This is a genomic window from Micromonospora sp. NPDC049275 (assembly GCF_043197115.1).
In the GTDB taxonomy this organism is placed as follows: Bacteria; Actinomycetota; Actinomycetes; order Mycobacteriales; family Micromonosporaceae; genus Micromonospora.
In genome coordinates this window covers 170386-194790 of sequence record NZ_JBICSN010000006.1, presented here as the reverse complement: position 1 = coordinate 194790, position 24405 = coordinate 170386, and the positions used below count along the sequence as shown (strand labels likewise).

General features: G+C 72.0%; 18 protein-coding genes. 6 read left to right on the top strand and 12 right to left on the bottom strand.

The genetic code is table 11. From position 1 onward, the window contains the following. Positions 1-138 precede the first annotated feature (138 nt). Positions 139-1083 (top strand): DUF389 domain-containing protein, encoded by a 945-nt coding sequence (locus ACGFIE_RS20470; protein ID WP_393296715.1) that lies wholly within the window; start codon positions 139-141, stop codon positions 1081-1083. On the opposite strand, the gene ACGFIE_RS20465 is transcribed toward ACGFIE_RS20470, so the two are convergent. From ACGFIE_RS20465 to ACGFIE_RS20455, 3 genes are all read right to left on the bottom strand, one after another. After that, complete coding sequence (locus ACGFIE_RS20465) at positions 1016-1480, bottom strand: hypothetical protein (protein ID WP_393296713.1); 465 nt, start codon at positions 1478-1480, stop codon at positions 1016-1018. The two genes, ACGFIE_RS20470 and ACGFIE_RS20465, sit on opposite strands and share 68 nt — an antisense overlap. A gap of 23 nt (positions 1481-1503) precedes the next feature. Beyond that, a complete protein-coding gene (locus ACGFIE_RS20460; protein ID WP_393296994.1) occupies positions 1504-2385 on the bottom strand; it encodes an aminoglycoside phosphotransferase family protein in 882 nt (293 codons plus the stop codon). 240 nt (positions 2386-2625) lie between these two features. After that, positions 2626-5085, bottom strand: coding sequence for a Tex family protein (locus ACGFIE_RS20455; RefSeq protein ID WP_393296711.1), 2460 nt, complete (start codon positions 5083-5085; stop codon positions 2626-2628). Between the two features lie 124 nt (positions 5086-5209). Here ACGFIE_RS20455 and ACGFIE_RS20450 point away from each other — a divergent pair, with 124 nt between their 5' ends. After that, positions 5210-6721: a deoxyguanosinetriphosphate triphosphohydrolase family protein gene (locus ACGFIE_RS20450; RefSeq protein WP_393296709.1), complete on the top strand. Its 1512-nt coding sequence runs from the start codon at positions 5210-5212 to the stop codon at positions 6719-6721. Between the two features lie 23 nt (positions 6722-6744). Here ACGFIE_RS20450 and ACGFIE_RS20445 read toward each other — a convergent pair whose 3' ends face one another. The 7 genes from ACGFIE_RS20445 to ACGFIE_RS20415 form a co-directional block, all read right to left on the bottom strand. After that, positions 6745-7887: an MBL fold metallo-hydrolase gene (locus tag ACGFIE_RS20445; protein ID WP_393296707.1), complete on the bottom strand. Its 1143-nt coding sequence runs from the start codon at positions 7885-7887 to the stop codon at positions 6745-6747. Positions 7888-8000: 113 nt separating this feature from the next. Continuing rightward, complete coding sequence (locus ACGFIE_RS20440) at positions 8001-9011, bottom strand: serine hydrolase (protein ID WP_393296705.1); 1011 nt, start codon at positions 9009-9011, stop codon at positions 8001-8003. Positions 9012-9117: 106 nt separating this feature from the next. After that, on the bottom strand, positions 9118-10053 hold the full coding sequence (locus ACGFIE_RS20435) for an SDR family NAD(P)-dependent oxidoreductase (protein ID WP_393296703.1): 936 nt from the start codon (positions 10051-10053) through the stop codon (positions 9118-9120). Beyond that, positions 10050-11234 carry a zinc-dependent alcohol dehydrogenase gene (locus tag ACGFIE_RS20430; protein WP_393296701.1) on the bottom strand — a complete coding sequence of 395 codons (1185 nt, stop codon included), beginning with the start codon at positions 11232-11234 and terminating at the stop codon, positions 10050-10052. Before ACGFIE_RS20430 ends, ACGFIE_RS20435 begins: the two co-directional genes overlap by 4 nt. A 486-nt stretch (positions 11235-11720) precedes the next feature. Continuing rightward, a complete protein-coding gene (locus ACGFIE_RS20425) occupies positions 11721-12485 on the bottom strand; it encodes a succinate dehydrogenase/fumarate reductase iron-sulfur subunit (protein WP_363687601.1) in 765 nt (254 codons plus the stop codon). After that, a complete protein-coding gene (locus ACGFIE_RS20420; protein WP_363687599.1) occupies positions 12482-14419 on the bottom strand; it encodes a fumarate reductase/succinate dehydrogenase flavoprotein subunit in 1938 nt (645 codons plus the stop codon). The genes ACGFIE_RS20425 and ACGFIE_RS20420 overlap by 4 nt, the downstream gene beginning before the upstream one ends. 1 nt (position 14420) lies before the next feature. Further along, the gene (locus ACGFIE_RS20415; RefSeq protein WP_363687597.1) at positions 14421-15152 is read right to left on the bottom strand and encodes a succinate dehydrogenase cytochrome b subunit; all 732 of its coding nucleotides are present in this window, start codon (positions 15150-15152) and stop codon (positions 14421-14423) included. Between the two features lie 35 nt (positions 15153-15187). On the opposite strand from ACGFIE_RS20415, the gene ACGFIE_RS20410 reads away from it, so the two are divergent. After that, positions 15188-16117 carry a LysR family transcriptional regulator gene (locus tag ACGFIE_RS20410; RefSeq protein ID WP_363687595.1) on the top strand — a complete coding sequence of 310 codons (930 nt, stop codon included), beginning with the start codon at positions 15188-15190 and terminating at the stop codon, positions 16115-16117. Between the two features lie 165 nt (positions 16118-16282). After that, positions 16283-17323, top strand: a complete 1041-nt coding sequence (rfbB, locus tag ACGFIE_RS20405; RefSeq protein ID WP_393296698.1) for a dTDP-glucose 4,6-dehydratase — start codon at positions 16283-16285, stop codon at positions 17321-17323. Between the two features lie 33 nt (positions 17324-17356). Here rfbB and hrpA read toward each other — a convergent pair whose 3' ends face one another. Further along, positions 17357-21430 carry an ATP-dependent RNA helicase HrpA gene (hrpA, locus tag ACGFIE_RS20400; protein WP_393296696.1) on the bottom strand — a complete coding sequence of 1358 codons (4074 nt, stop codon included), beginning with the start codon at positions 21428-21430 and terminating at the stop codon, positions 17357-17359. Positions 21431-21551: 121 nt separating this feature from the next. Here hrpA and ACGFIE_RS20395 point away from each other — a divergent pair, with 121 nt between their 5' ends. After that, positions 21552-21920, top strand: coding sequence for a cytidine deaminase (locus tag ACGFIE_RS20395; protein ID WP_393296694.1), 369 nt, complete (start codon positions 21552-21554; stop codon positions 21918-21920). Between the two features lie 49 nt (positions 21921-21969). Here ACGFIE_RS20395 and ACGFIE_RS20390 read toward each other — a convergent pair whose 3' ends face one another. Then, complete coding sequence (locus ACGFIE_RS20390) at positions 21970-22329, bottom strand: YciI family protein (protein ID WP_363687587.1); 360 nt, start codon at positions 22327-22329, stop codon at positions 21970-21972. Positions 22330-22458: 129 nt separating this feature from the next. Here ACGFIE_RS20390 and ACGFIE_RS20385 point away from each other — a divergent pair, with 129 nt between their 5' ends. Further along, complete coding sequence (locus tag ACGFIE_RS20385; protein ID WP_393296692.1) at positions 22459-24405, top strand: multicopper oxidase family protein; 1947 nt, start codon at positions 22459-22461, stop codon at positions 24403-24405.

Sequence of the window (24405 nt, the reverse complement as noted above, 5' to 3'; positions counted from 1 at the left end):
TAGCAGCCGCTATAGCGGTGGATGGGTGGTTTCGCCGATCCTGCGCCGTTTCCACCCGATCGGTCTTCGCGTTCCGACGGCCACGGCGCGGCCGGTAGAGTGCTGCCCGCCGCGGTACGTCCACACCAGGGAGAACGAGTGCTGCACCTGAGGGTGATCGTCCCGGCCGATCGGTCTGACGAGGTCGTCGACCTGCTGTCCGCGAACGCGGGGGTGACCCACCTGGCCGTGCTGCCCGGTGTGGCGCGGCAGCCGGAGGGCGACCTCGTCCTCTGCGACGTGGTACGGGAGAGCGCCGACGGGGTGCTGCACGGGCTCCAGCGCATCGGGGTGGACACCAGCGGCGGCATCGCCGCCGACGACGTCGAGCTGACCATCTCCGCGGCGGCCGACCGCGCGGCGGAGCGGGCGCCGGGCAGCGGCGCGGACGCGGTGGTCTGGGACGAGATCGCCGCGAAGACCGGTGAGCAGACCGAGCTGTCCGGCACCTACCTGGTGCTGATCGTGGTGGCCACCATGATCGCGGGCATCGGTGTGCTGCTGGACCAGCCGATCCTCATCGTCGGGGCGATGGTGGTCGGGCCGGAGTTCGGCCCCCTCGCCGCGCTCTGCGTGGCGCTGCTGCGCCGCCGACTGTCGGTGATCGGCCGATCGGTGCAGGCCCTGACTGTGGGGTTCCTGGCGGCCATGGTGGCGACCGTGCTGAGCACCTGGGCGCTTACCGCAGCCGGTCTGGTGAGCGAGGAGATGCTGCTCGCCAAGCGGCCCCTCACCGACTTCATCTGGCGACCGGACGCGCTGTCCTGGGTCGTCGGCCTGCTCGCCGGGGTCGCCGGCATGCTCTCGTTGACCTCGAAGAAGTCGGGCAGCCTGGTCGGGGTGCTGATCTCGGTGACCACCGTGCCCGCCGCGGCGAACGTGGCGGTCGCCGCCGCCTACGGCGTGTGGGGCGAGGCCGGCGGTTCGGCCCTCCAGTTGGTGATCAACCTGTGCGCGATCGTCGTGGCCGGGCTGCTCACGCTTCTGGTGCAGCAGCTCTGGTGGTGGAACCTGGCTCGTCGGTCCCGTCCAGCAACCGGGTGAGCAGCGTCCGCAGCGGGATCGACTCGCCGTCGCGTCCGCCGGCCCCGACGACAAGCGGCGCCGGGCTGGGCTGCGGGTCGACGCCGAACAACCGGGCCCGCAGACCGCCCGGCACGGTCAGCAGATGGAACCGACCGGCCGTGTCCACCGCTCGGGTCCCGGCCCGGTCGACGTACCAGCCGGTCAACCGGGTCCGGTAGCGACCGCGTCCGTCGTAGCCCCGGGCGACCAGCCGCGTGGTGGGCAGACCCCGCCGGGTCGCCTCGGCCACGAACCAGGCCACCAACTCCGCCGCCTGCGCCTGCTCGGCGGCCCGCCGCCGCGCCTCCGCGTCGGCGTGCGCCCGCACCGCCCGCTGCTGCCGCTCCCGCCACTCGCGGTCGTCGCCCTCACCCACGAGCCGACGGTACGCGACGCGACTCAGCCCAGGACGGCCCGCAGGGTGTGCCGGGCGATGCCCGCCATTCCCGGATTCGTCTCGACGTAGTAGTGCAGCGCGTTGATCGCCTGCACCAGGGCCCACCCGCGCCCCCGCTCCCAGGTGGCGTCGTCCACGCCCAACGCCCGCCGGTACGTCTCCCGCGACCCCGCGTCGAGCAGGTTCCACGCCGGCATCAGGTCCACCGCCGGATCGCCCACTCCGACCGTGCCGAGGTCGATGACCGCCACCAGTCGACCGTCGCGGACCAGCAGGTTGCCCGGCATCAGGTCGGCGTGGATCCACACGTCGGGGCCGTCGCGGCGGACGTCCCGGCACCGGTCCCACACCTCGGCCAGCGCGGCGGTGTCGGTCAGTTCGCCGCTGACGGCCAGGGCTGCCCGCACGTCCGCGTCCTGGTCGGCGAGCGGTCCGCCCCGGCCGGTTCCCGGCCAGGACCGCCCGCCGGTGTCGATGCCGCGCAGGGCGACCACGACGGCGGCCAGGTCACTGGCGAACTCGTCCGGATCGCCGACCCGGTCGAGCTGCGCCGTCGCACCGGGAATCCAGCGATACGCCGCCCACGGCCCGGGATACCCGTCGCCCGGCTCACCCAGGCCGAGCGGCTCGGGCACCGCGACCGGCAGGTGCGCGGCGAGCAGCACTGCGTACTCCTGCTCCCGCGCCAATTCCGCGCGCAGGTCGGGATCGGCCCCGGGGCGCAGCGGAAACCGCAGCACGACCTCCGCCCCGACCCGGAACAGGGCGTGCACCGTCCCGGCCGAGGAGACCGGGCGGACGGGCAGACCCCGCCAGCGGGGAAACTGCGCGGCCACCAGCGCGGCGACCACGTCCACGGGCACGTCCACCTGGTCGGCATGCATCCTCACCGCGAGATCATCACTCCGGCGCCCACCCCCGCGCGAGCCGATTCCCGGCCACCGCGCTTCCGCGCCGCGCTTCCGCGCCGCGCTTCCGCGCCGCGCTTCCGCGCCGCGCTTCCGCGCCGCGCTTCCGCGCCGCGCTTCCGCGCCGCGCCGCTCGGCGCCAGATCTTGGACAGTTTCCGTTCGTGCGGAACGGAAACTGTCCAAGATTTACACGACGCCGCGCGAGGTCGGCGGATCAGGCCAGTCCGGCGCGGCGCAGGGCCTCGGCCATCGCGTCGTTGGCCGGCGCCGATGCGCCCTGGCGCTGCTGCCCGCCTCGTCCACCCTGCCCGCCGCGTCCGCCGGACCCGCCCTTGCCACCCGAACCGCTCTGGCCGCCGCGTCCGCCGGACCCGCCTCGGCCGTCCTGGCCGCCGCGTCCGCCGGACCCGCCTCGGCCGTCCTGTGGTCCGCGCTGCGCCGGGCCGCCTCGACCCTCCTGGCTCGTCCGACCGCCACCGCCGGCGGCCGGCTCGTCCTCCAGGCGCAGGGTCAGGGAGATCCGCTTACGGGGTACGTCCACGTCGAGCACCCGGACCTTGACCACGTCGCCGGACTTGACCACCTCGCGGGGGTCCTTGACGAACGTCCGGGACATCGCCGACACGTGCACCAGACCGTCCTGGTGCACCCCGACGTCGACGAACGCGCCGAACGCGGCCACGTTGGTGACCACACCCTCCAGCACCATCCCGGGCGTCAGGTCACCGATCTTCTCCACCCCCTCGACGAAGGTGGCGGTGCGGAACTCCGGCCGAGGGTCGCGGCCCGGCTTCTCCAGTTCGGCGAGGATGTCGGTGACGGTGGGCAGGCCGAACCGGTCGTCGACGAAGTCGGTGGCCCGCAGTCCCCGCAGGATCGCGCTCTTACCGATCACCGCGCGCAGGTCCTGGCCGGTGCTGGCGAGGATGCGCCGCACCACCGGGTACGCCTCGGGGTGCACGCTGGAGGAGTCCAGCGGGTCGTCCCCGCCGGGGATGCGCAGGAAGCCGGCGCACTGCTCGAACGCCTTCGGCCCGAGCCGGGCCACCTTCTTCAGCTCGGTCCGGGAGCGGAACGGCCCGTTGGCGTCCCGGTGCAGCACGATGTTCTCGGCCAGTCCGGCGCCGATTCCGGAGACCCGGGTCAGCAGCGGCGCGGAGGCGGTGTTGACGTCCACCCCGACCGCGTTGACGCAGTCTTCGACTACCGCGTCCAGCGACCGGGAGAGCTTCACCTCGGACAGGTCGTGCTGGTACTGACCGACGCCGATCGAGCGTGGGTCGATCTTGACCAGCTCCGCGAGGGGGTCCTGGAGGCGGCGGGCGATGGAGACCGCGCCGCGCAGCGACACGTCCATCCCCGGCAGCTCCTGCGAGGCGTACGCGGACGCCGAGTAGACCGATGCGCCGGCCTCGGAGACCATCACCTTGGTCAGGTTGAGCTGCGGGTGCCGGGCGATCAGGTCACCGGCGAGCTTGTCGGTCTCGCGGGAGGCGGTGCCGTTGCCGATCGCGATCAGCTCCACGCCGTGCGCCCCGGCCAGTCGGGCGAGGGTCTCGACCGACGCGTCCCACTGCCGGCGGGGCTCGTGCGGGTAGATGGTGTCGGTGGCGAGCACCTTGCCGGTGGCGTCCACCACTGCCACCTTCACGCCGGTGCGCAGGCCCGGGTCCAGGCCCATGGTGGGCCGGGTGCCGGCCGGCGCGGCCAGCAGCAGGTCCCGCAGGTTGGTGGCGAAGACCCGGACGGCCTCCTCCTCCGCCGCCTGCCACAGCCGCATCCGCAGGTCCGCGCCGAGGTGGATGAGGATCCGGGTACGCCACGCCCAGCGGACCGTGTCGACCAGCCAGCGGTCGGCCGGACGGCCCGCGTCGGAGACCCCGAACCGGCCGGCGATGACCGCCTCGTACCGGCTCGGACCGGTCGGCACGGCATCCGCCTCGCCGGCCTCCTCCGACTCCATGGTCAGGTCGAGCACGCCCTCCTTCTCGCCCCGGAACATCGCCAGAATCCGGTGCGAGGGAAGCCTCGGGTACGGCTCGGAGAAGTCGAAGTAGTCGGAGAACTTGGCGCCGGCCGCCTCCTGACCCTCGCGTACCCGGGAAGCCAGCCGGCCCCGCGACCACATCTGCTCGCGCAGCGTGCCGATCAGGTCGGCGTCCTCGGCGAAGGTCTCGATGAGGATCGCCCGCGCGCCCTCCAGCGCGGCGGCGACGTCGGCGACGCCCTTCTCCGCGTCGACGAACTCGGCTGCCGTGACCTTCGGATCCCGGCTGGGGTCGGCCAGCAGCGTCTCGGCCAGCGGCGCCAGCCCGGCCTCTCGGGCGATCTGCGCTCGGGTCCGCCGCTTCGGCTTGTACGGCAGGTAGATGTCCTCCAGCCGCGACTTCGAGTCGGCGGCCATGATCTGCGCTTCCAGGGCCTCGTCCAGCTTGCCCTGGCCGCGGATCGACTCCAGTACGGCGGCCCGCCGCTCGTCCAGCTCCCGCAGGTAGCGCAGTCGCTCCTCCAGGGTGCGCAGCTGGGTGTCGTCGAGCAGGCCGGTGGCCTCCTTGCGGTAGCGGGCGATGAACGGCACGGTGGCGCCGCCGTCGAGCAGCTCCACGGCCGCCCGCACCTGACGCTCGGCCACGCCGAGCTCGTCGGCGATCCGCTGATGAACAGACTGGGTCACGATCTCGATCCGCCTTCGGGAGTGGGTACCGCCTGCATTCTGCCGGGCCACCCCGACGCTTGTCGCCGCGCCCGGCCGGGGTGACCGACCGCGGTCCCCGCGGGCCTGCGCTAGCGTGGCGATCATGGAATCACCTGCGGAGCCGCGCGCCCGGCGGCTCTTCGGCGGCAGCGCCCGCGCCCTCGGCGACCTGACGGCCAACCCGTTCCGCGCCGACCGGGACCGGATCGTCGGCTCGCCGTTCTTCGCCCGCCTCGGCGGGGTCACCCAGGTGATCAGCCCGGTCGGTTCCGGGCTGTTGGTGCACAACCGGCTCACCCACAGCCTGAAGGTCGCCCAGGTGGCCCGGGCCATCGCCGAGCGCCTGACTGCCGACGACCGGTGGCGCGGCCTGCTGGACAAGCTCGGCGGCTGCGACCCCGACGTGGTGGAGGCCGCGGCGCTCGCCCACGACCTCGGTCACCCGCCGTTCGGGCACCTGGGCGAGCGGGTGCTCGACCGGCTCGCCCGCCAACGCCTCGGCCTCGCCGACGGGTTCGAGGGCAACGCGCAGTCGTACCGGATCGTCACGAGCACCGAGATCCGGGGCGCGGCCACCACCGGGCTGGACCTGACCGCCGCGGTGCGCGCGGCGATGCTGAAGTACCCGTGGACGCGGCTGGACTACCCCGACCCGCACCCCCGCACCATGGATCCCCCGCCGCGCGGCGCCACCCCGCCGCCGGACGACCCGGAGAGCGGCTCGTTGAAGTTCGGGGCGTACCGGACCGAGCTCGACGACCTGCGGCAGGCCCGGGAGCCGTTCGCCGGCCGCATTCCGGACTGGCAGCAGACCGTGGAGGCGTCCGTGATGGACACCGCCGACGACATCGCGTACGCCATCCACGACGTGGAGGACTTCTACCGGGTCGGGGTGCTCCAACAGGGTGCGGTGTCGGCCGAGCTGATGGCCTGGCAGCGCGAGAGCGGGCACTTCCGGGCGATCACCGACGCGGCGCTGGCCACGGCGGCTCGGCGGCCCGGCGCGGCGATCGAGCGGCTGCGCCGCCAGCTGCACCGCAAGGACGCCTGGATCGCCGACGACGACGCGTTCGCCGCCGCCGTCGAGCACGTCCGCGAGGAGCTGGTGGACGGGCTGCTGGCGATGCCGTTCGACGGTTCGATCGAGGCGGAGCAGTACGTGTCGCGGTTCTCCGCCCGCTGGTCCACCCGCTTCGTGGAGGCGATAACGGTGACCGACCAGCCGTCGGTGCGCTCCGGGTACGTGCTGCTCGGCTGCGCCCAGTGGCACGAGGTGCAGGTGCTCAAGTTCGTCCACCACCGGTTCGTGCTGGCTCGCCCCGACCTGGCCCTGCACCAGCGTGGTCAGGCCCGGCTGCTGGGCACCCTGGTGGAGGCCCTGTGGGAGTGGCTGCTCGACCCGGAGGAGGAGTCCCGGCTGCCGCGCCGGCTGCACGACCTCGTCGAGCTGGCCGAGGCGGAGCTGCACCCGCGTACGCCGCACCGGATCGGCCGTGCCCGGGGCCGCGCCATCGTGGACTTCGTGGCGCAGCTCACCGACGGGCAGGCGGTGGCCATGCTGGATGCGCTGTCCGGGCGCTCCGGCGCCCTGTGGACCGACGCCTTCGTGCTCTGACCCGACTCGTGCTCTGACCCGACTCAGGCGACGGACTGCCACCAGCCGTCGACCGCGGGCGGCTCGTCGACAACCACCCGCTCGCCGGGGCGGGGCACGGCGAGCCGGACGTCGCGGGCCTTGGCCTCCGCCCAGAGCCGGTTCACCGGTTCGGACCAGTCGTGCAGCGCCAGGTTGAACGTCGCCCAGTGCACCGGGATGAACAGCCCGCCGCGCAGGTCGACGTGGGCGTCGACCGCCTCCTCCGGGAACATGTGGATGGTCGGCCACGCCCGGTCGTACGCGCCGATCTGCATCAGCGTCACGTCGAACGGCCCGTGTTCGGCGCCGATCGCCGCGTACCCGGGGAAGTAGCCGGAGTCGCCCGTGTAGAAGACCTTGCGTCGGGCCCCGGCGACCACCCAGGAACTCCAGAGCGTGCCGTCGCGGCGCAGCCCTCGGCCGGAGAAGTGCTGGGCGGCGGTCGCGGTGATCTCCAGCCCGCCGACCCGGTGGCACTCGGACCAGTCCAGTTCGATGATCCGGTCGGCGGGCACACCCCAGTGGTCCAGGTGCGCGCCCACGCCGAGCGGCACCAGGAACGGCGCCGACTGCCCGGCCACCAGCGCCCGCACGGTGGGCATGTCCAGGTGGTCGTAGTGGTCGTGCGAGATCAGGATGGCGTCCAACGGCGGAAGCTCGTCCAGGCGTACCGGAGGCTCGTGCAGTCGCCGCGGGCCCACCAGGCCGGAGGGGGAACAGCGGTCACTCCACACCGGGTCGAGCAGCACCCGCCGACCTTCGATCTCGATGAGCGCGGAGGCGTGGCCGTACCAGATGATGTTCAGCTCGTCGGCGCTGTCGGCGGCGGGCGGCGCGCTGGGGCGCAGCAGCGGCACGGGTGCGGTGGGACGCCGCTTCTGCTTGCCGAAGATCAGCTCGCGGACCAGGTTGCGACCCGGCTCGGCGGCCATCGTGCGGGTGTCGGCCTGGTTGTGGAAGGTGCCGTCGCGGAACTGCGGCGAGCGGGCAGCCCGCTCGGCGCGGGCGCCGGCGAGCCGGCCGCCGAGCGCCGCCGGCACGTCCCGGGCCACCCAGGCCAGGCCGGCCAGCGCTGCCAGCGCCGCCGTTCCCCGCATCCGTCGCCCGAGCGACCGTTGCCCTTCCGTGCGTTTCGCTGCCGCCATCGCCGTCCCTCCGCCGTGTCCCGCACTACACGGTAGTTCCCCGTGGCGGTTCCCGCCCCGGCGGTGGCCCGCACCGGGCCGGCCGTCACCCGACGACCGGCCCGTGAGCGGTGTCAGCCGCCGTTGCTGGGCCGCCGGGTGGGCGCCCGGAACGTCTTGCCCGCGCCCGCGATCCGGTCCACCGCCGCCAGGAACTTCGGACCCATGGCGGCTCGGGCCTGCACCGCCGGGTGGGTCGCGCCGAAGTTGTCCGGGTCGGCCTGCCCGTCGGCGAACAGCGCGTACGTCAGCACCGCAGCACCGGACCGGTCGAAGATCACCCCGGCCTCGTGCCGGGCGTCGGCGAACCAGCCGGCCTTGGTGGCGATGCGGGCCCGTTCGTCCGAGGACATGGTGCGCCGGATGCCGTCGGTGAAAGCCACCGGGGAGCGCAGCAGCCCGAGCAGGTGCGTCGTCGATGCCGGCGAGAGCAGCGTGCCGGCGACCAGGGCGCGCAGCAGGTCGTGCGTCTCCCGCGGGGTGCTGGTGCCGAGGAAGAACCGGTTCGGATTGGCCACCGGTTCGACCTGGGTGTTCGGGAAACCCTTCGCGACCAGGATCGAGTTGATCTCGGCGGCCGGTGCGACGAGCCCGCACAGCCGCACCGCCGTGTCGTCGGAGACGGTCAGCAGGTTGGCAAGCACGTGCCCGAGGGTCACGCTGCTCGGGTACGCGCCGTCCAGGCTGAAGATGCCGTCGCCGCCCGGCACGACGATCGCGGCGGTCACGTCGACCCGCTGGTCCAGCGTCAGCAGACCTCGGTCGACCTTGTCCAGCACCGCCGTGGCCACCGCGATCTTGTTGACGCTGTACGCCTCGATCCGTCGGTCCGCGTCGGCCGCGACCGCGACGACCGGCGGGCCCGCCGGGTCGGCCACGCTGACGTACACCTGCCAGTTGCCGCCGGCCTCGGTGCTGTACCTGTCGAAGACGTCGGCGACCCGCCGGGCGGCCCGGGCCGGGGTGGTCGGGATCGCCTCGATGTTCTCCGCGGCGCTGGCCGGGGTGGCCGCGCCGAGCACTGTGCCGGCGGTGGCCACTGTCCCCAGCCCGAGTGCCGTCCTGCGGTTCAGTCGGATGGTCAATCGTCTCTCCCGTCGTGGGGCGCCGGAGCGCTTGCCGGCCCACCACCCTAGGCGAGTTGATCGATCCACAGTGGCCTCCCGCTGTCCCGAACAGTCCCGAACGGGTTCAGCCGAGCCGTCGACGCAGCGCGGCGCCCACCGCCCCGACCGGTCCGGACACGAGCTGCCGCAGGTCGGGCAGGTGGCCGCCGCGGACCGCCTCACCGGCCGGATTCGGAGCGAACACCGTGCCGTCGTGCGCCGCGACCGACCGACCGCTCAGGCCGGCCAGCCGCATCAACGGCCCGACAAGCACGTCGTAGACGCCCGGCAGCACTGTGAAGCCGGCCCGCAGCACCACGTTCAGCCGGCCCACCGACACCTCCCGGCGGGGCCGGTCCACGCAGTCGACGATGGCCCGGGCCACCCGCTGCGAGCCGGCGACCGGAGGTGGGGGACGGCCGATCCGGCCGAGGTAGTTGGCCGCCTGCTGATACACCGGAGTGTCCACACTGCCCGGGTTGACCAGGCACAACCGGATGTCCGGGCTGTCGCGCAACTCCTGCTGCAGCGTGCGGGCCAACCCCTGCAACCCCCACTTGCTGGTCACGTAGGCGCTCATGTACGGGGCGGTGATGTGCCCGAGCACCGATCCGGTGAGGATCAGGGTGCCGGCGCCGGTGGCCCGGAAGTGCCGCAGCGCCACCCGGGCCGCGCCGGCCGCGGCCAGCAGATCGGTCCGTACCACCTGGTCGAACACCCGCTCCGGCAACTCGTCGAAGCGTCCGTAGGCCATCACCGCCGCCGTGTGCACCCAGACGTCGACGCGGCCGAACCGTTCGATCGCGGCCTCCGCCAGCGCCTCCAACGCGCCCGGTTCGGTGACGTCCGTCGGCACTGTCAACACCTCGACGCCCGCGCACTCCTCGCGTACCTCGGCGAGGGTCTGCGGCGCGCGGGCCGCGAGCACCAGGCGGTCGCCGCGCTCGGCGAACGCCCGGGCCGTCGCCCGGCCGATCCCGCTGGTCGCGCCGACGACCACCACCACCCTCGTCGCACTCAAGGTGCGAGCACGACCTTGATGCAGCCGTCCTCCTTCTTCTGGAACATGTCGTACGCCCGCGGCGCCTCGCTCAGCGGCAGGCGGTGGGTGCGCAGGTCCTCCACGCCCAGGGGGTCGTCGTCGCCGGAGAGCAGCGGCAGAATCTCGTCCGTCCACCGGCGCACGTGACACTGCCCCATGCGCAACTGGATGCCTCGGTCGAACATCTCCATCAGCGGCATCGGGTCCAACTCGCCGCCGTAGACGCCGGAGATCGACACGGTGCCGCCGCGCCGGACCGCCTTCACCGCGGCATGCAGGACCGAGAGTCGGTCCATGGCCGCCTTGTCGGTCATCGTCCGGGCCAGCTTGTCCGGCAGAAGCCCGACAGCCGCGTGTGCCAGTTTGCCGCCCGGCGAGCCGTGCGCCTCCATGCCCACCGCGTCGATGACGGCGTCCGGGCCACGCCCGTCGACCAGGTCGATGAGCGCGCCCGGCACGTCCGACAGCTCGCGGACGTCGAGCACCTCGATGCCGTGCCGCCGGGCCAACTCCAGCCGCTCGGGCACCAGGTCCAGCCCGATCACCCGCCCGGCGCCGAGGTGGCGGCCGATCCGGGCGCAGAACTGACCGACCGGGCCCAGCCCGAAGACGGCCAGGGTGCCACCGGGCGGCGTGTCCGCGTACTTCACGGCCTGCCAGGCGGTGGGCAGGATGTCGGAGAGGTAGAGGTACCGCTCGTCGGCGCCGGTCTCGGGAATCTTGATCGGTCCGAAGTGGGCCTGCGGCACGCGCAGGTACTCGGCCTGGCCGCCCGGCACTGAACCGTAGAGCGAGGTGTAGCCGAACAGCGACGCGCCCTTGCCCTCGCTTGTCACCTGGGTCGTCTCACACTGGGCGTAGAGCTGATGGCGGCACATCCAGCAACTGCCGCACGAGATGTTGAACGGCACCACCACCCGGTCGCCGGGCTTGAGCCCGGTAACCTCCGACCCGACCTCCTCGACGATGCCCATCGGCTCGTGGCCGAGGACGTCGCCGGGCTTCAGGTACGGCCCCAACACCTCGTACAGGTGCAGATCCGAGCCGCAGATCGCCGTCGACGTGATCTTGACGATCGCGTCGGTCGGCGCCTCGATCCGGGGATCCGGCACCTCCTCCACCCGTACGTCCCGCTTGCCCTGCCAGGTCAACGCCTTCATGTCTGGCTACCCTCCCTCGGTCCTGCCTGACTTGCTACCCGGGAAGGAGCAGTTGAACCGACTCCGCTCCGATGGCGTCCGGGCTTGGTGGTCTGGGCCTGGCGGGTCGGCCCGGTGGCCTCGGGATTGTCGCTTGCCCCGGTCCCGGGGTTGTCGCTTGCTCGGTCTTGTCGGTGGTTGCGGTGAGGGCTGGGGGCGACCGTCCCCGGCTCCGGGCGGTCAGGCTTGATCCCTCCGCCGGGCACGGTCGCCCCCAGCCCGTGGCTGGCCCTGTCCGTGGGCGCATTCGCTTTGATCGACTCGTCTTCCTTGAAGTCGCGGTATCCCAGCCGTGACGACAGGCCGATTTCCTGGAACCCGAGTGGATCAACCCGCCACGGCGGCCATTGATCAAGCCGCCACGGCGGCCGTGGATCAACGGCGGCCGAAGACCAGACCGCCGTGACCCGGGGCGCGGGTTACGGCGGTCTGGATGAAGCGGTGGTGTCAGGCGCCTGGGGTGTTGCCGGCGCCCTTCGTGGTGGCCGCGAGGTAGTCGCGGTTGAGGCGGCCGATGGTGTTCAGCGGGATGCCCTTCGGGCAGGCCACCGTGCACTCGCCGGCGTTCGTGCAGCCGCCGAAGCCGGCCTCGTCGTGCGCGTCGACCATGCCGATCACCCGGGTGTAGCGCTCCGGCTGGCCCTGCGGCAGCAGCGAGAGCTGGGTGAGCTTGGCGGCGGTGAAGAGCATGCCGGAGCCGTTCGGGCAGGCCGCCACGCAGGCGCCGCAGCCGATGCAGGCGGCCGACTCGAAGGCGGCGTCCGCGTTGGCCTTGGCGACCGGGGTGGAGTGCGCCTCGGGCGCGCTGCCGGTCGGCGCGGTGATGTAGCCACCGGCCGCGATGATCGTGTCGAAGGCGCCCCGGTTGACCACGAGGTCCTTGATGACCGGGAAGGCGCTGGCCCGCCACGGCTCGATGTCGATCGTCTCGCCGTCGGTGAACTGCCGCATGTGCAGCTGGCACGCGGTGGTGCCGCGCTGCGGGCCGTGCGCGTCCCCGTTGATCATCAGGCCGCACATGCCGCAGATGCCCTCACGGCAGTCGTGGTCGAACGCCACCGGGTCCTCGCCGGCGAGGATCAACCGCTCGTTGAGTACGTCGAGCATCTCCAGGAACGACATGTCCGGGGAGACGTCGTCGACCGGATAGGTCACCATCCGACCCTTGTCCTCGGGGCCCCTCTGGCGCCAGATGCGCAGGGTCAGGTTCACTTGTAGCTCCGCTGCGTGGGGTGGACGTATTCGAACTTCAGGTCTTCCTTGTGCAGCACCGAGGGCTCACCGGTCGCGGTGAACTCCCAGGCCGCCACGTACGCGAACCGGTCGTCGTCGCGCTGCGCCTCGCCGTCGGGGGTCTGGTGTTCGGCCCGGAAGTGGCCGCCGCAGGACTCCTCGCGGTGCAGGGCGTCGACGCACATCAGCTCGGCCAGCTCGAAGAAGTCGGCCACCCGGCCGGCCTTCTCCAGGGACTGGTTGAGCTCCTCGCCGGTGCCGGACACCTTGACCCGCTGCCAGAACTGCTCGCGCAGGGCACGGATCTCGTCGATGGCCTTGCGCAGCCCGGCCTCGCTGCGCTCCATGCCGCAGTGCTCCCACATGATCTGGCCCAGCTCGCGGTGGAACGAGTCCACGGTCCGGTCGCCGTTCACCGCCAGCAGCCGCTGGATGCGGTCCTCGACGTCGGTACGTGCCTCGACCGCCGCCGGGTGGCTGGCGTCGACCTTCTCCAGACCGCCCGCCGCCAGGTAGTTGGCGATCGTGGTGGGCAGCACGAAGTAGCCGTCGGCCAGGCCCTGCATCAGCGCCGAGGCGCCGAGCCGGTTCGCGCCGTGGTCGGAGAAGTTCGCCTCGCCGATCACGAACAGGCCGGGGATGCTGGACTGGAGGTCGTAGTCGACCCAGAGGCCGCCCATCGTGTAGTGCACGGCGGGGTAGATGCGCATCGGCACCTCGTACGGGTCCTCGCCGGTGATGCGCTCGTACATCTCGAAGAGGTTGCCGTACTTGGCTTCGATGGCCTTGCGGCCGAGCCGGTCGATCGCGTCGGCGAAGTCGAGGTAGACGCCGAGCTTGGTCGGCCCGACGCCCCGGCCCTCGTCGCAGACGTTCTTCGCGGCGCGGGAGGCGATGTCGCGGGGGACCAGGTTGCCGAAGGAGGGGTAGATCCGCTCCAGGTAGTAGTCCCGCTCGTCCTCCGGGATGTCGCGCGGGTTGCGGTCGTCGCCCTTGGTCTTCGGCACCCAGACCCGGCCGTCGTTGCGCAGCGACTCGCTCATCAGGGTCAGCTTGGACTGGTGGTCGCCGGAGACCGGGATGCAGGTGGGGTGGATCTGCGTGTAGCAGGGGTTGGCGAAGTACGCGCCCTTGCGGTGCGCCCGCCAGGTGGCGGTGACGTTGCAGCCCTTGGCGTTCGTGGAGAGGTAGAAGACGTTGCCGTAGCCGCCGGAGGCGAGCACGACCGCATCGGCCATCTCGGTGGTGATCTCGCCGGTGACCAGGTCCCGGACGACGATGCCGCGGGCCTTGCCGTCGACGATGACCAGTTCCAGCATCTCGTGCCGGGCGTTCATCTCCACGTTGCCCAGGCCGATCTGCCGCTCCAGGGCCTGGTACGCGCCGAGCAGCAGCTGCTGACCCGTCTGGCCCCGGGCGTAGAAGGTGCGCTGCACCTGGGCGCCACCGAAGGAGCGGGTGTCCAGCAGGCCGCCGTACTCGCGGGCGAACGGCACGCCCTGGGCGACACACTGGTCGATGATGTTCACCGACACCTCGGCGAGGCGGTGCACGTTCGACTCGCGGGAGCGGAAGTCGCCGCCCTTGACGGTGTCGTAGAACAGCCGGTGCACCGAGTCGCCGTCGTTGCGGTAGTTCTTCGCCGCGTTGATGCCGCCCTGTGCCGCGATGGAGTGCGCGCGGCGCGGGCTGTCCTGGTAGCAGTAGGACTTGACGTGGTAGCCCTGCTCGGCAAGCGTCGCCGCGGCCGAACCGCCGGCCAGGCCGGTGCCGACCACGATCACCGTCATCTTGCGGCGGTTGGCCGGGTTGACCAGCTTGGCCTCGAAGCGGCGGGTCTCCCAGCGCTTCTCGACCGGGCCGGCGGGAGCCTTCGTGTCGGCGATCGGGTCGCCCTCGGTGAAGAGTTCCATGTCAGGACACCAATCCGGTGAGAACGGCGAACGGGACCACCAGGTATCCGGCGCAGAGCCCCACGGCGAGGACGAGGGCGCCGGCGCGCGCCCGGCGCTCGCCCCGGGGTGTCTGCTGGCCGAGGCTGCGGAACGCGCTGAAGGCGCCGTGGCGCAGGTGGAAGCCCACCGTGACGATCGCCAGGGTGTAGAAGAGCGTGACGTACCAGCGCTCCGGCGCGAAGTCGGCGACGACGTTTCCGTACGGGTTGCTGGCGTCGCCCTGCGGGTTCAGGTGACCGGTGGTCAGGTCCAGGATGTGGTAGATCACGAAGAGCAGGATGATCACGCCACCCCAGCGCATGGTGCGGGCCGCGTAGCTGCCCCGGACCTTCTTGCGGTGGGCGTACTTGACCGGGCGGGCGGCGCGTGCGCGTCGGGCCAGCACGGTGGCGGCGACGATGTGGGCCACCACGGCGACGGTGAGCACGGTGCGCTGGATCCAGAGGTACCAGGTGTGGGGCAGCAGCGGCGTGCCGATGTCGCGCAGCCAGTGCGCGTAGTGGTCGAACGAGGTCTCCCCCGTGAAGATCTTCAGGTTCCCCAGCATGTGCACGATGAGGAACAGCACCAGCAGGATGCCCGTCACCGCCATGACGGCCTTGAGGCCGACGTTCGAGCGGATGGGCGACCGAGTTTTCGTGATTACCACGAGACCGACGCTAGGAGCACTTCGATCAGTCGTCCAATGCATCAAACTCGCAGTGTTGATAGCCGTAGGCTATGTAGATGCAGCTCCATCAGCTCCGGTACTTCGTTGCGGTGGCCGAAGTACGACATTTCACCCAAGCCGCCGACATCGTGGGCATCACGCAGCCGTCGCTGAGTAAGCAAATTCACGCGCTGGAGGCCGACCTCGGGGCCCCGCTGTTCGAGCGGGTAAGGGGCAACATCGCCCTCACGGCGGCCGGCGAGGTGCTGCTTCCGCTGGCGACCCGGATCCTCGCCGACGTCGAGACCGCGACGCGGGAGGTGCAGGAGCTGGTCGGGCTCCGGCGGGGGCGCGTCCGGCTCGGTGCGACCCCGAGCCTGGCCACCTCGCTCGCCCCGCCGGTGCTGCGCCGGTTCCGCGACGCGCACCCCACCGTCGACCTCCGCGTCGAGGAGGGCGGCTCCCAGGATCTCGTCCGGAACCTGCTCCGCGGAGATCTCGACCTGGCCCTGATCATCATGCCGGCCGGGGGCGCGGACCCCGGGCTGCGCGTCGATCCGATCCTGCGCGAGAGCCTGGTCGTCGCCTCGGTGGGGGAGGTGCCGACCGCCTCGGCCACCGGAGAGTTGCACATCACCGACCTGCGCGACCAGCCGATGGTGATGTTCCGGGAGGGCTACGACCTGCGTGACGCCACCATCCAGGCGTGCCGCGAGGCGGGCTTCGAACCCACCTTCGCGGTGGACGGCGGCGAGATGGACGCGGTGCTCAGCTTCGTCGAGGCGGGGCTCGGCGTCGCGCTGGTGCCCGGCATCGTGCTGGCCCGCAGGCCCGGGGTGCACATCACGCCGCTGGCGCCGCCCGGGGTGCGCCGGACCATCGCCGTGGCCCGTCGGCGGGACGTGGTGCCGACGCACGCCGGCCGCGAGCTGCGGCGGATCCTGCTCGACTACGTCCAGTCCGCGATCGACAACGACGACCTCCCGCCGGGGGTCGATCCCCGCTGATCGGGCCCGGTAATCGACCCGATGGGGCAAATTGCACTCAAGGTCGGAATATCACCGTCGGTGGTCAACGCGGTCACCTAAGGTGGGTTCTTGCGCGGGCAAAAGCCCCATTCAACGCAGCAGAGCTCGCCGGTGGGCGCTTGACGCCGGGCAGGAGGGCCACACATGAGGATCCTGGTCACCGGAGGCGCCGGCTTCATCGGTTCGCACTTCGCGCGCAGTCTGCTCGCTGGCGGTTACCCCGGGTTCGAGCACTGCGACGTCACGGTGCTCGACAAGCTGACGTACGCCAGTGATCGGGCCAACCTGCCGGCCGCGCATCCCCGCCTGACCTTCGTCCGCGGGGACATCTGCGACAGGCAGTTGCTCGCCGACGTGGTTCCCGGCCACGACGCGGTGGTGCACTTCGCCGCCGAGTCGCACGTCGACAGGTCCATCGACGACCCCGCGCCGTTCTTCGAGACCAACGTGATGGGCTCGCACCTGCTGCTCGCCGCCTGCGCGCGCAGTGGCGTCGGCCGGGTCGTGCACGTCTCCACCGACGAGGTGTACGGCTCGATCAGCGAGGGCTCCTGGAACGAGACCTGCGTGCTCGAGCCCAACTCCCCGTACGCGGCGTCCAAGGCGGCCAGTGACCACATCGTCCGCTCCTACTGGCGCACGTACGACGTGGACGTCTCCATCACGCGCTGCGCCAACAACTACGGGCCGTACCAGCACGTGGAGAAGGTGATTCCCCGCTTCGTCACCAGCCTCCTCACCGGCCAGGACATCACCCTGCACGGTGACGGCAGCGCGGTGCGCGAGTGGCTGCACGTCGACGACCACTGTCGGGCCATCGCGCTGGTCCTGGCGAAGGGCCGCGCCGGCGAGGTCTACAACATCGGCGGCGACGTCGAGCTGACCAACCGGGCGCTCACCGAGCGGATCCTGCGGCTGGCCGGCGCCGGCTGGGAACGGGTCCGGCACGTGCCCGACCGCAAGGTGCAGGACCAGCGGTACTCGCTGGACTACCGCAAGATCTCCGAGGAGCTGGGCTTCGAGCCGCAGATCCGGTTCGCGGAGGGACTGAGCGAGGTCTTCCACTGGTACCGGGAGAACCGAGCCTGGTGGACGCCCACCGCCGCGGAGTCCCGCGGCGGCCCGCTGACCAGCTCGGTGCGCGGCGTCCCGGCGAGCCGGGGGCTCTCCGTGCAGGCGCGCTGACGGCCGGCCCGGCCCCGGCCCGCCCGGCCCAGCTCAGCGGCCCTCCGCGTCGTCCATCGCCCGGTAGATCCGCTGTTCGGAGACGGGGTACGGGGTGCCCAGCGCCTGGGCGAAGACGTTCACCCGCAACTCCTCGATCATCCAGCGGATCTGCCGCACGGCGGTCGCCTGCCGGCGAGCCGGCGGCAGCGCGGCGAGCAGGTCGTCGTACTCCTTCTGCACCGCGGCGATCCGGTCCTGCTGCTGGCGGTCGCGCTGCGGGTTGCCGCCCAGCCGTTCCAGCCGGCGCTCGATGGCGCTCAGGTAGCGCAGCAGGTCGGGCAGGCGGGCGTACCCGGTCTCGGTGACGAAACCGGCGTGCACCAGCCCGGCGAGCTGCTTGCGGATGTCGGCCAGCGCGGCCACCACGGCGAGGTTGCGGGTCGCGCCGAGGCGCTGCTCCACGGCGTACGCGGCGGCGAGGACCCGGCGGACCCGGTCCATCACCTCGACCACCGTGTCGACCAGGTCGGCACGGACCTTCTCCCGCAGCGCCGCGAACCCGTCGGCGTCCCACGCCGGCCCACCGGCGTCGCCGATCAGCCGGTCGATGGCCGCGCCGGCCGCGTCCTCGATCAGCTCCTGCACACCGCCGTGCGGGTTGCGGCTCAGCGCCAGCTTCGCCTCGTTGCTGAGCCGGCCCTGCAGGAACCGCGCCGGGGACGGGACGGTGAGCCGTAGCAGCCGGCGAGTGCCGGCCCAGTGCGCCGCCTCCGCCTCGGCGGGGGAGTCGAACACCTTCACCCCGACCGTGGCGCCCTCGTCGACGAGCGCCGGGTACGCGGTCACCGCGTAGCCGGCGCGCACCTGCTCGATGGTCCGCGGCAGCGTGCCGACGCTCCACTCCCGCAGCCCGGTACGGGCGATCTCCGGCGCGGCGGCCGCCACCACCTGGCGTACCTCCTGGCGGAGTTGACGTTGCAGGGCCGGCAGGTCCTTGCCCTCGGCGACAGGCTTCTCGTCGTCGCCGAGCACCCGGAAGGTCACCCGCAGGTGGGTGGGCAGCTTGGCCGGCTCCCAGGCGTCGCGGGGCACGGTGACGCCTGTCATCCGCCGCAGTTGGCGGGTGAGCGCATCCAGCAGCGACTCCTCGCCCGGGGTGATCGCGGCGAGCGCGGCGCGGGCGTAGTCCGGTACGGGCACGAAGTTGCGGCGGATCGCCTTGGGCAGCGAGCGGATAAGCGCGATCACCGTCTCCTCGCGCAGCCCCGGGACCTGCCACTCGAAGCTCTCCGCCGGCACCTGGTTCAGCAGCGGCAGCGGGATGTCCACCGTGACGCCGTCGTCCGGTGTGCCCGGCTCGAAGCGGTAGGTCAGCGGCAGACTCACCCCGTCGGCCTGCCACTCGTCCGGGTAGTCGTCCTCGTCCACCCCGGGCCGACCGTCGTTGACAAGCACCTCGCGGGTGAAGGTGAGCAGGTCGGGCTGGTCCCGGCGGGTCTTCTTCCACCAGCTGTCGAAGTGCCGCCCGGACGAGACGTCGGCGGGGATCCGCTGGTCGTAGAAGCTGAAGATCGTCTCGTCGTCGACCAGGATGTCCCGGCGTCGAGCCCGGCTCTCCAGCTCCTCGATCTCGGCGAGCAGCCGCTTGTTGTCCGCCCAGAACTGGTGGTGGGTCTGCCAGTCACCCTCGACGAGGGCGTGCCTGATGAACAGCTCCCGGCTCAGCGCCGGGTCGATCCGCCCGAAGTTGACCTTGCGGGAGGTGACAAGCGGGATGCCGTACAGGGTGACCTTCTCGTAGGCCATGACCGCGGCCTGCTTCTTCTCCCAGTGCGGCTCGCTGTAGCTGCGCTTGACCAGGTGCTGCGCGAGGGGCTCGACCCACTCCGGTTCGACCCGGCCGGCGATGCGGCCCCACAGCCGGGAGGTCTCCACCAGCTCGGCGGCCATCACCCAGCGCGGTGGCTTCTTGAACAACGCCGACCCGGGGAAGACCGCGAACTTCGCGCCCCGCGCGCCCAGGTATTCGTGTTTCTGGGCGTCCTTCAGGCCGATGTGCGAGAGCAGGCCCGGCAGCAGCGACTGGTGCACCTTCGGGGTGTCGATCTCCTCCGGCAGGTCCGCGCCGCCGCGCCGGTTCGCACCCCGGCCGGCGTCCGCGTCGTCAGCGGTGTCGCGCGCCGGTCGCCCACCCCGCCGGTCGCCCTCCTGCTGCGGGGTACGCAGCACCTGGCGCAACTGGCTGACGATGTCCTGCCACTCGCGGATCCGCAGGTAGTTCAGGTACTCCGCCTTGCACATCCGGCGGAACGCGCCCGACGACAGCTCCCGCTGCTGTTCGCGCAGGTAGCGCCACAGGTTGAGGTACGCGACGAAGTCCGACTCCTTGTCGGCGAACCGGGCGTGCGCCTGGTCGGCCTGGGCCTGCTTCTCCGCCGGCCGCTCCCGCGGGTCCTGGATGGAGAGCGCGGCGGCGATCACCAGCACCTCGGTGGCGCAGCCGTTGCGTTCGCCCTCGACCACCATCCGGGCCAGGCGCGGGTCGACAGGCAGCTGGGCCAGCCGACGGCCCAGCGCGGTGAGCCGCTTGGCCGGATCGGCCTCGGTCGGGTCCAATGCGCCAAGCTCGTGCAGCAGGTTGACGCCATCGGTGATGTTGCGCTTGTCCGGCGGGTCGATGAACGGGAACGCGGCCAGGTCGCCGAGCCCGATCGCGGTCATCTGGAGGATGACCGACGCCAGGTTGGTGCGCAGGATCTCCGGGTCGGTGAACTCGGGCCGGGACAGGAAGTCCTGCTCGTCGTAGAGGCGGATGCAGATGCCGTCCGAGGTACGCCCACAGCGGCCCTTGCGCTGGTTGGCCGACGCCTGGGAGACCGGCTCGATCGGCAGCCGCTGCACCTTGAGCCGGCTGGAGTAGCGGGAGATCCGGGCGGTGCCCGGGTCCACCACGTACTTGATGCCGGGCACAGTCAGTGAGGTCTCCGCGACGTTGGTGGCGAGCACCACCCGACGCGAGGAGTGCGCGGCGAACACCCGGTGCTGCTCGGCGCTGGACAGCCGCGCGTACAGCGGCAGGATCTCGGTGCCGAGCAGCGAGCGCTTGGACTGCACCAGCTTTCCCAGCGCGTCGGCGGTGTCGCGGATCTCCCGTTCGCCGCTGAGGAAGACGAGGATGTCGCCGGGGCCCTCGGCGGCCAGCTCCTCGACGGCGTCGCCGATCGCCTGGACCTGGTCGCGGACGTTCTCCTCGTCGGCGTCGCCGTCCTCCTCGCCCTCGGCGAGCTCGACCAGCGGCCGGTAGCGCACCTCCACCGGATACGTACGCCCGGAGACCTCGACCACCGGCGCGGGCACGCCCTGCGGCTCGTCGGCCGTTGGTGGCCCGGCGAAGTGCCGGGCGAACCTGTCGGTCTCGATGGTCGCCGAGGTGATGATCACCTTGAGGTCGGGTCGGCGGGGCAGCAGCTCGCGCAGGTACCCGAGGATGAAGTCGATGTTGAGGCTGCGCTCGTGCGCCTCGTCGATGATCAACGTGTCGTACTGGCGCAGCATCCGATCCGTCTGCAACTCGGCCAGCAGGATGCCGTCGGTCATCAGCTTCACCAGGCTGCGCTCGCTGACCTGGTCGGTGAAGCGCACCTTGTAGCCGACCACGTCACCCAGCTCGCTGCCCAGCTCGTCGGCGATGCGGTCGGCCACCGTCCGGGCGGCCAACCGCCGGGGCTGGGTGTGCCCGATCAGACCGTGCACGCCGCGCCCCAGCTCAAGGCAGATCTTGGGGATCTGGGTGGTCTTGCCGGAGCCGGTCTCGCCGGCCACGATCACCACCTGGTGATCACGGATGGCGGCGGCGATGTCGTCCTTGCGGTCGCTGACCGGCAACCCGGCCGGATACGTGATCACCGGCACCGCCGCCCGCCGGGCGGCCAGCCGTTGCTCGGCCCGGGCCAGCTCGGTGCTGATCTCGGTCAGCGCCGCCTCCCGGCGCTGCGGGTCGCGCAGCTTGCGGGCACCGTCGAGGCGCCGCTGAAGCCGGCGTTGGTCGCGGAACATCAGGGGAGTGAGGCGGCGGTGCAACTCGCGGACGGGATCGGTCGCGGCGGAGGCGGCTGGATTCTGCATGTCGTGCCCAAGGATAGGCAGCGCGGCGGCGGACCGCCCCTGGGTTACCCGCGCGAGGGGTCCGTCGACGCTCGGACGGCGGTCTAGAGTTGCGGCCGACGTCGAGCGCTGGGGGGCCGGGATGGAGCTGCGGGACACCGACCGGGCGTTGGTGCAGGCCGCCACGGCGGTCGCCAAACTGCGGTGCCGCAGCCAGCGCCACACCGTCGCGTCGGCCGCCCGGACGGCCGACGGTCGGGTGTTCTCCGGTGTGAACGTCCGGCACGACAGCGGGGACACCTGCGCGGAACTGGTCGTGATCGGCGCCGCCGCCACGCAGGGCGTGACCGAGCTGGAGACGATCGTCACGGTCACCGACCGGGGCCGCGAGGTGGTCGCGCCGTGCGACAGCTGCGGCCAGGTGCTCGCTGCCTACTTCCCGTCGCTGCGGGTGATCGTCGGTGCGGCGGACGACCTGCGGGTGGTCGCGATCGAGGGCCGGCGCGGCTGACCGCCGAGGGCCGGCGCGGCTGACCGTCGAGGGCCTGCGCGGGCTGGCCTCAGTCGCCCGCGGCCGCCTCCAGCATCGACCGGGGCATCGGCACGCTCTCGAACCGCACGGTGCCCTCCGGCACCATCCAACTCGTCACTCGTGCGACGAGCAGGCCGGCGCGGACGGCCGGGTCGTCGGCGTAGAGCCCGCGTACCTCCTCGGGGGAGATGGAGAACACGACGAACCCCCGCAGCTGGTCGTCGTCGGCGTCCAGCAGCGGCCCGGCCGCCAGCACCAGCCCCTGCTCCACGAACCCCGCCTGATGGGCCAGGTGGGCGCTCTGCACCCGGTCGAACGCCTCCGGTGGCAGGTCCGGCGGATCCGACGGCCGGACCAGGAGGACGACCGTGTGCCTGTCGAATCGCATGCTTCCACCCTATGGCCGGAGTGAAGCGGAATGTTCCTCTTACGGGTGTCATCGGCGTTCTGTCGCACTTGCACCCGTCCGCGAAACTCATTCTCTTATCGAGGATCCAACGCGAAGGGGAGGTGTGGCATGGTCACCAGACGAGGGTTGCTCGCCGCAGGTGCCGCCGGCGGGGCCGCGGTGCTGGTCCCGGGGGGCTCCACGGCCACGGGCCACGCGCTCGCCGGGCCGGTGCCGCTGGATGCCGCCGACATCCCGAAGTACGTCGCGCCGTTGCACATCCCACCGGCCATGCCGGCGGTCTCGACCGGTCCGGAGCGGGACACGTACGTGATCGCGGTGCGCCAGTTCCGCCAGCAGATCCTGCCGCCGTCCTGGCCGCGTACGACGGTGTGGGGTTACGGCTCCACCACCCACCCCGGCAGCTTCGGCTACCCGGCGCCCACCATCGTGGCGCGGGTGGACCACCCGGTGCGCGTGACCTGGATCAACCAGCTCGTCGACCGCCGGGGTGACTTCCTGCCGCATCTGCTGCCGGTGGACCCCACCCTGCACTGGGCCAACCCGGGCGGTGGAAACGCGGGTCGAGACCAGCACGGCCACCGCGACCGGCTCGGATACCGCGGGCCGGTGCCCCAGGTGGTGCACCTGCACGGTGGGCACAGCACGCAGGAGAGCGACGGACATTCCGAGGCGTGGTACCTGCCGGTCGCCCGGGACCTGCCGTCCGACTTCGCCGTCTGCGGCAGCGCGTACGACGAGTTCCGGTCCCGCTTCGCCGAGCGTTGCAGCCTGCGCTGGGCGCCGGGCTCGGCCACCTTCGAGTACGCCAACGACCAGGCGCCCGCGACCCTCTGGTACCACGACCACACGTTGGGGGTCACCAGCCAGAACGTCTACGCCGGACCGGCCGGGTTCTACCTGCTCGGCGGTGCCGGCGACCTGCCGGACGGGGTGCTGCCCGGCCCCGGGCCGGCGCACGACGACGCGCCGGACGCCCGGTACCACGACATTCCGCTGATGATCCAGGACCGGAGCTTCACCGCCGACGGCGAGCTGCTCTACCCGAGCGGGCACTCGTCGCCCGGCGTCGGCTCGACAATCGTCGTCAACGGCCGCACCTGGCCCAGCCTTACCGTGCAGCGCCGCCGCTACCGGTTCCGCCTGCTCAACGCCTCCAACAACCGCTTTCTGCTGCTGAGCGTGGCCGCCCATGCCACGACGCGGCCGGCCCGCCCGGTGCTGCCGGTCTGGCAGATCGGCAGCGACGGCGGCTTCCTGCCCGAGCCGGTGGCACACGAACGCGTGGGCCTCGGCCCCGCCCAGCGGGTCGACGTCATCGTCGACTTCACCGACGTGCCCGCCGGCACCGAGCTGTACCTCGTCAACGAGGGGCCCGACTGGGCGTACCGCGGTGGCCGTCCCGGGGTGGACTTCCCGCCGGCCGACCCGCGGACCACCGGGCAGGTGCTGCGCTTCGTGGTCACCGAGGCGACCGGCCCGGACCCGAGCGTGCCGCCGGAGCAACTGCGGCTGCCGGCACGTCCTCGGCTGCCAGCCGCCGACCGGGTCCGGCGGTTGTCGCTCAACGAGCGGATGTCCGGTCCGTCGGGGTCGATGACGATGCTGCTCGGCACCCTCGACGAACGTGGCAGGGGTCGGCCGATGCGCTGGAGTGATCCGGCGACCGAGCAGCCCACCCTGGGGGCCACCGAGGTGTGGGAGATCCGCAACTTCACCCGACTCGTCCATCCGATCCACCTGCACCAGGCCCAGTTCGAGGTGCTCGGCCGCGGGCATTCGGGCCGGGCGCGGCCGGATCCGGGGGAGCGGGGGTGGCTGGACACGGTGCTCGCGTACCCCTGGGAGGTGACCCGGATCAAGGCACGCTTCGACCTGCCGGGCCGCTACGCCTGGCACTGCCACCTTCTGGAGCACGAGGACAACGAGATGATGCGGCCACTCATCGTGCTGCCGGGCGGCGGTGCGGCCGCCGGGGATGGCGCGACCAGCGGGGACGGTGGCGCGGCAGGCGTGCCGGAGGCGTCCGGGTCGGGATCGACAGACGCCGGTTAG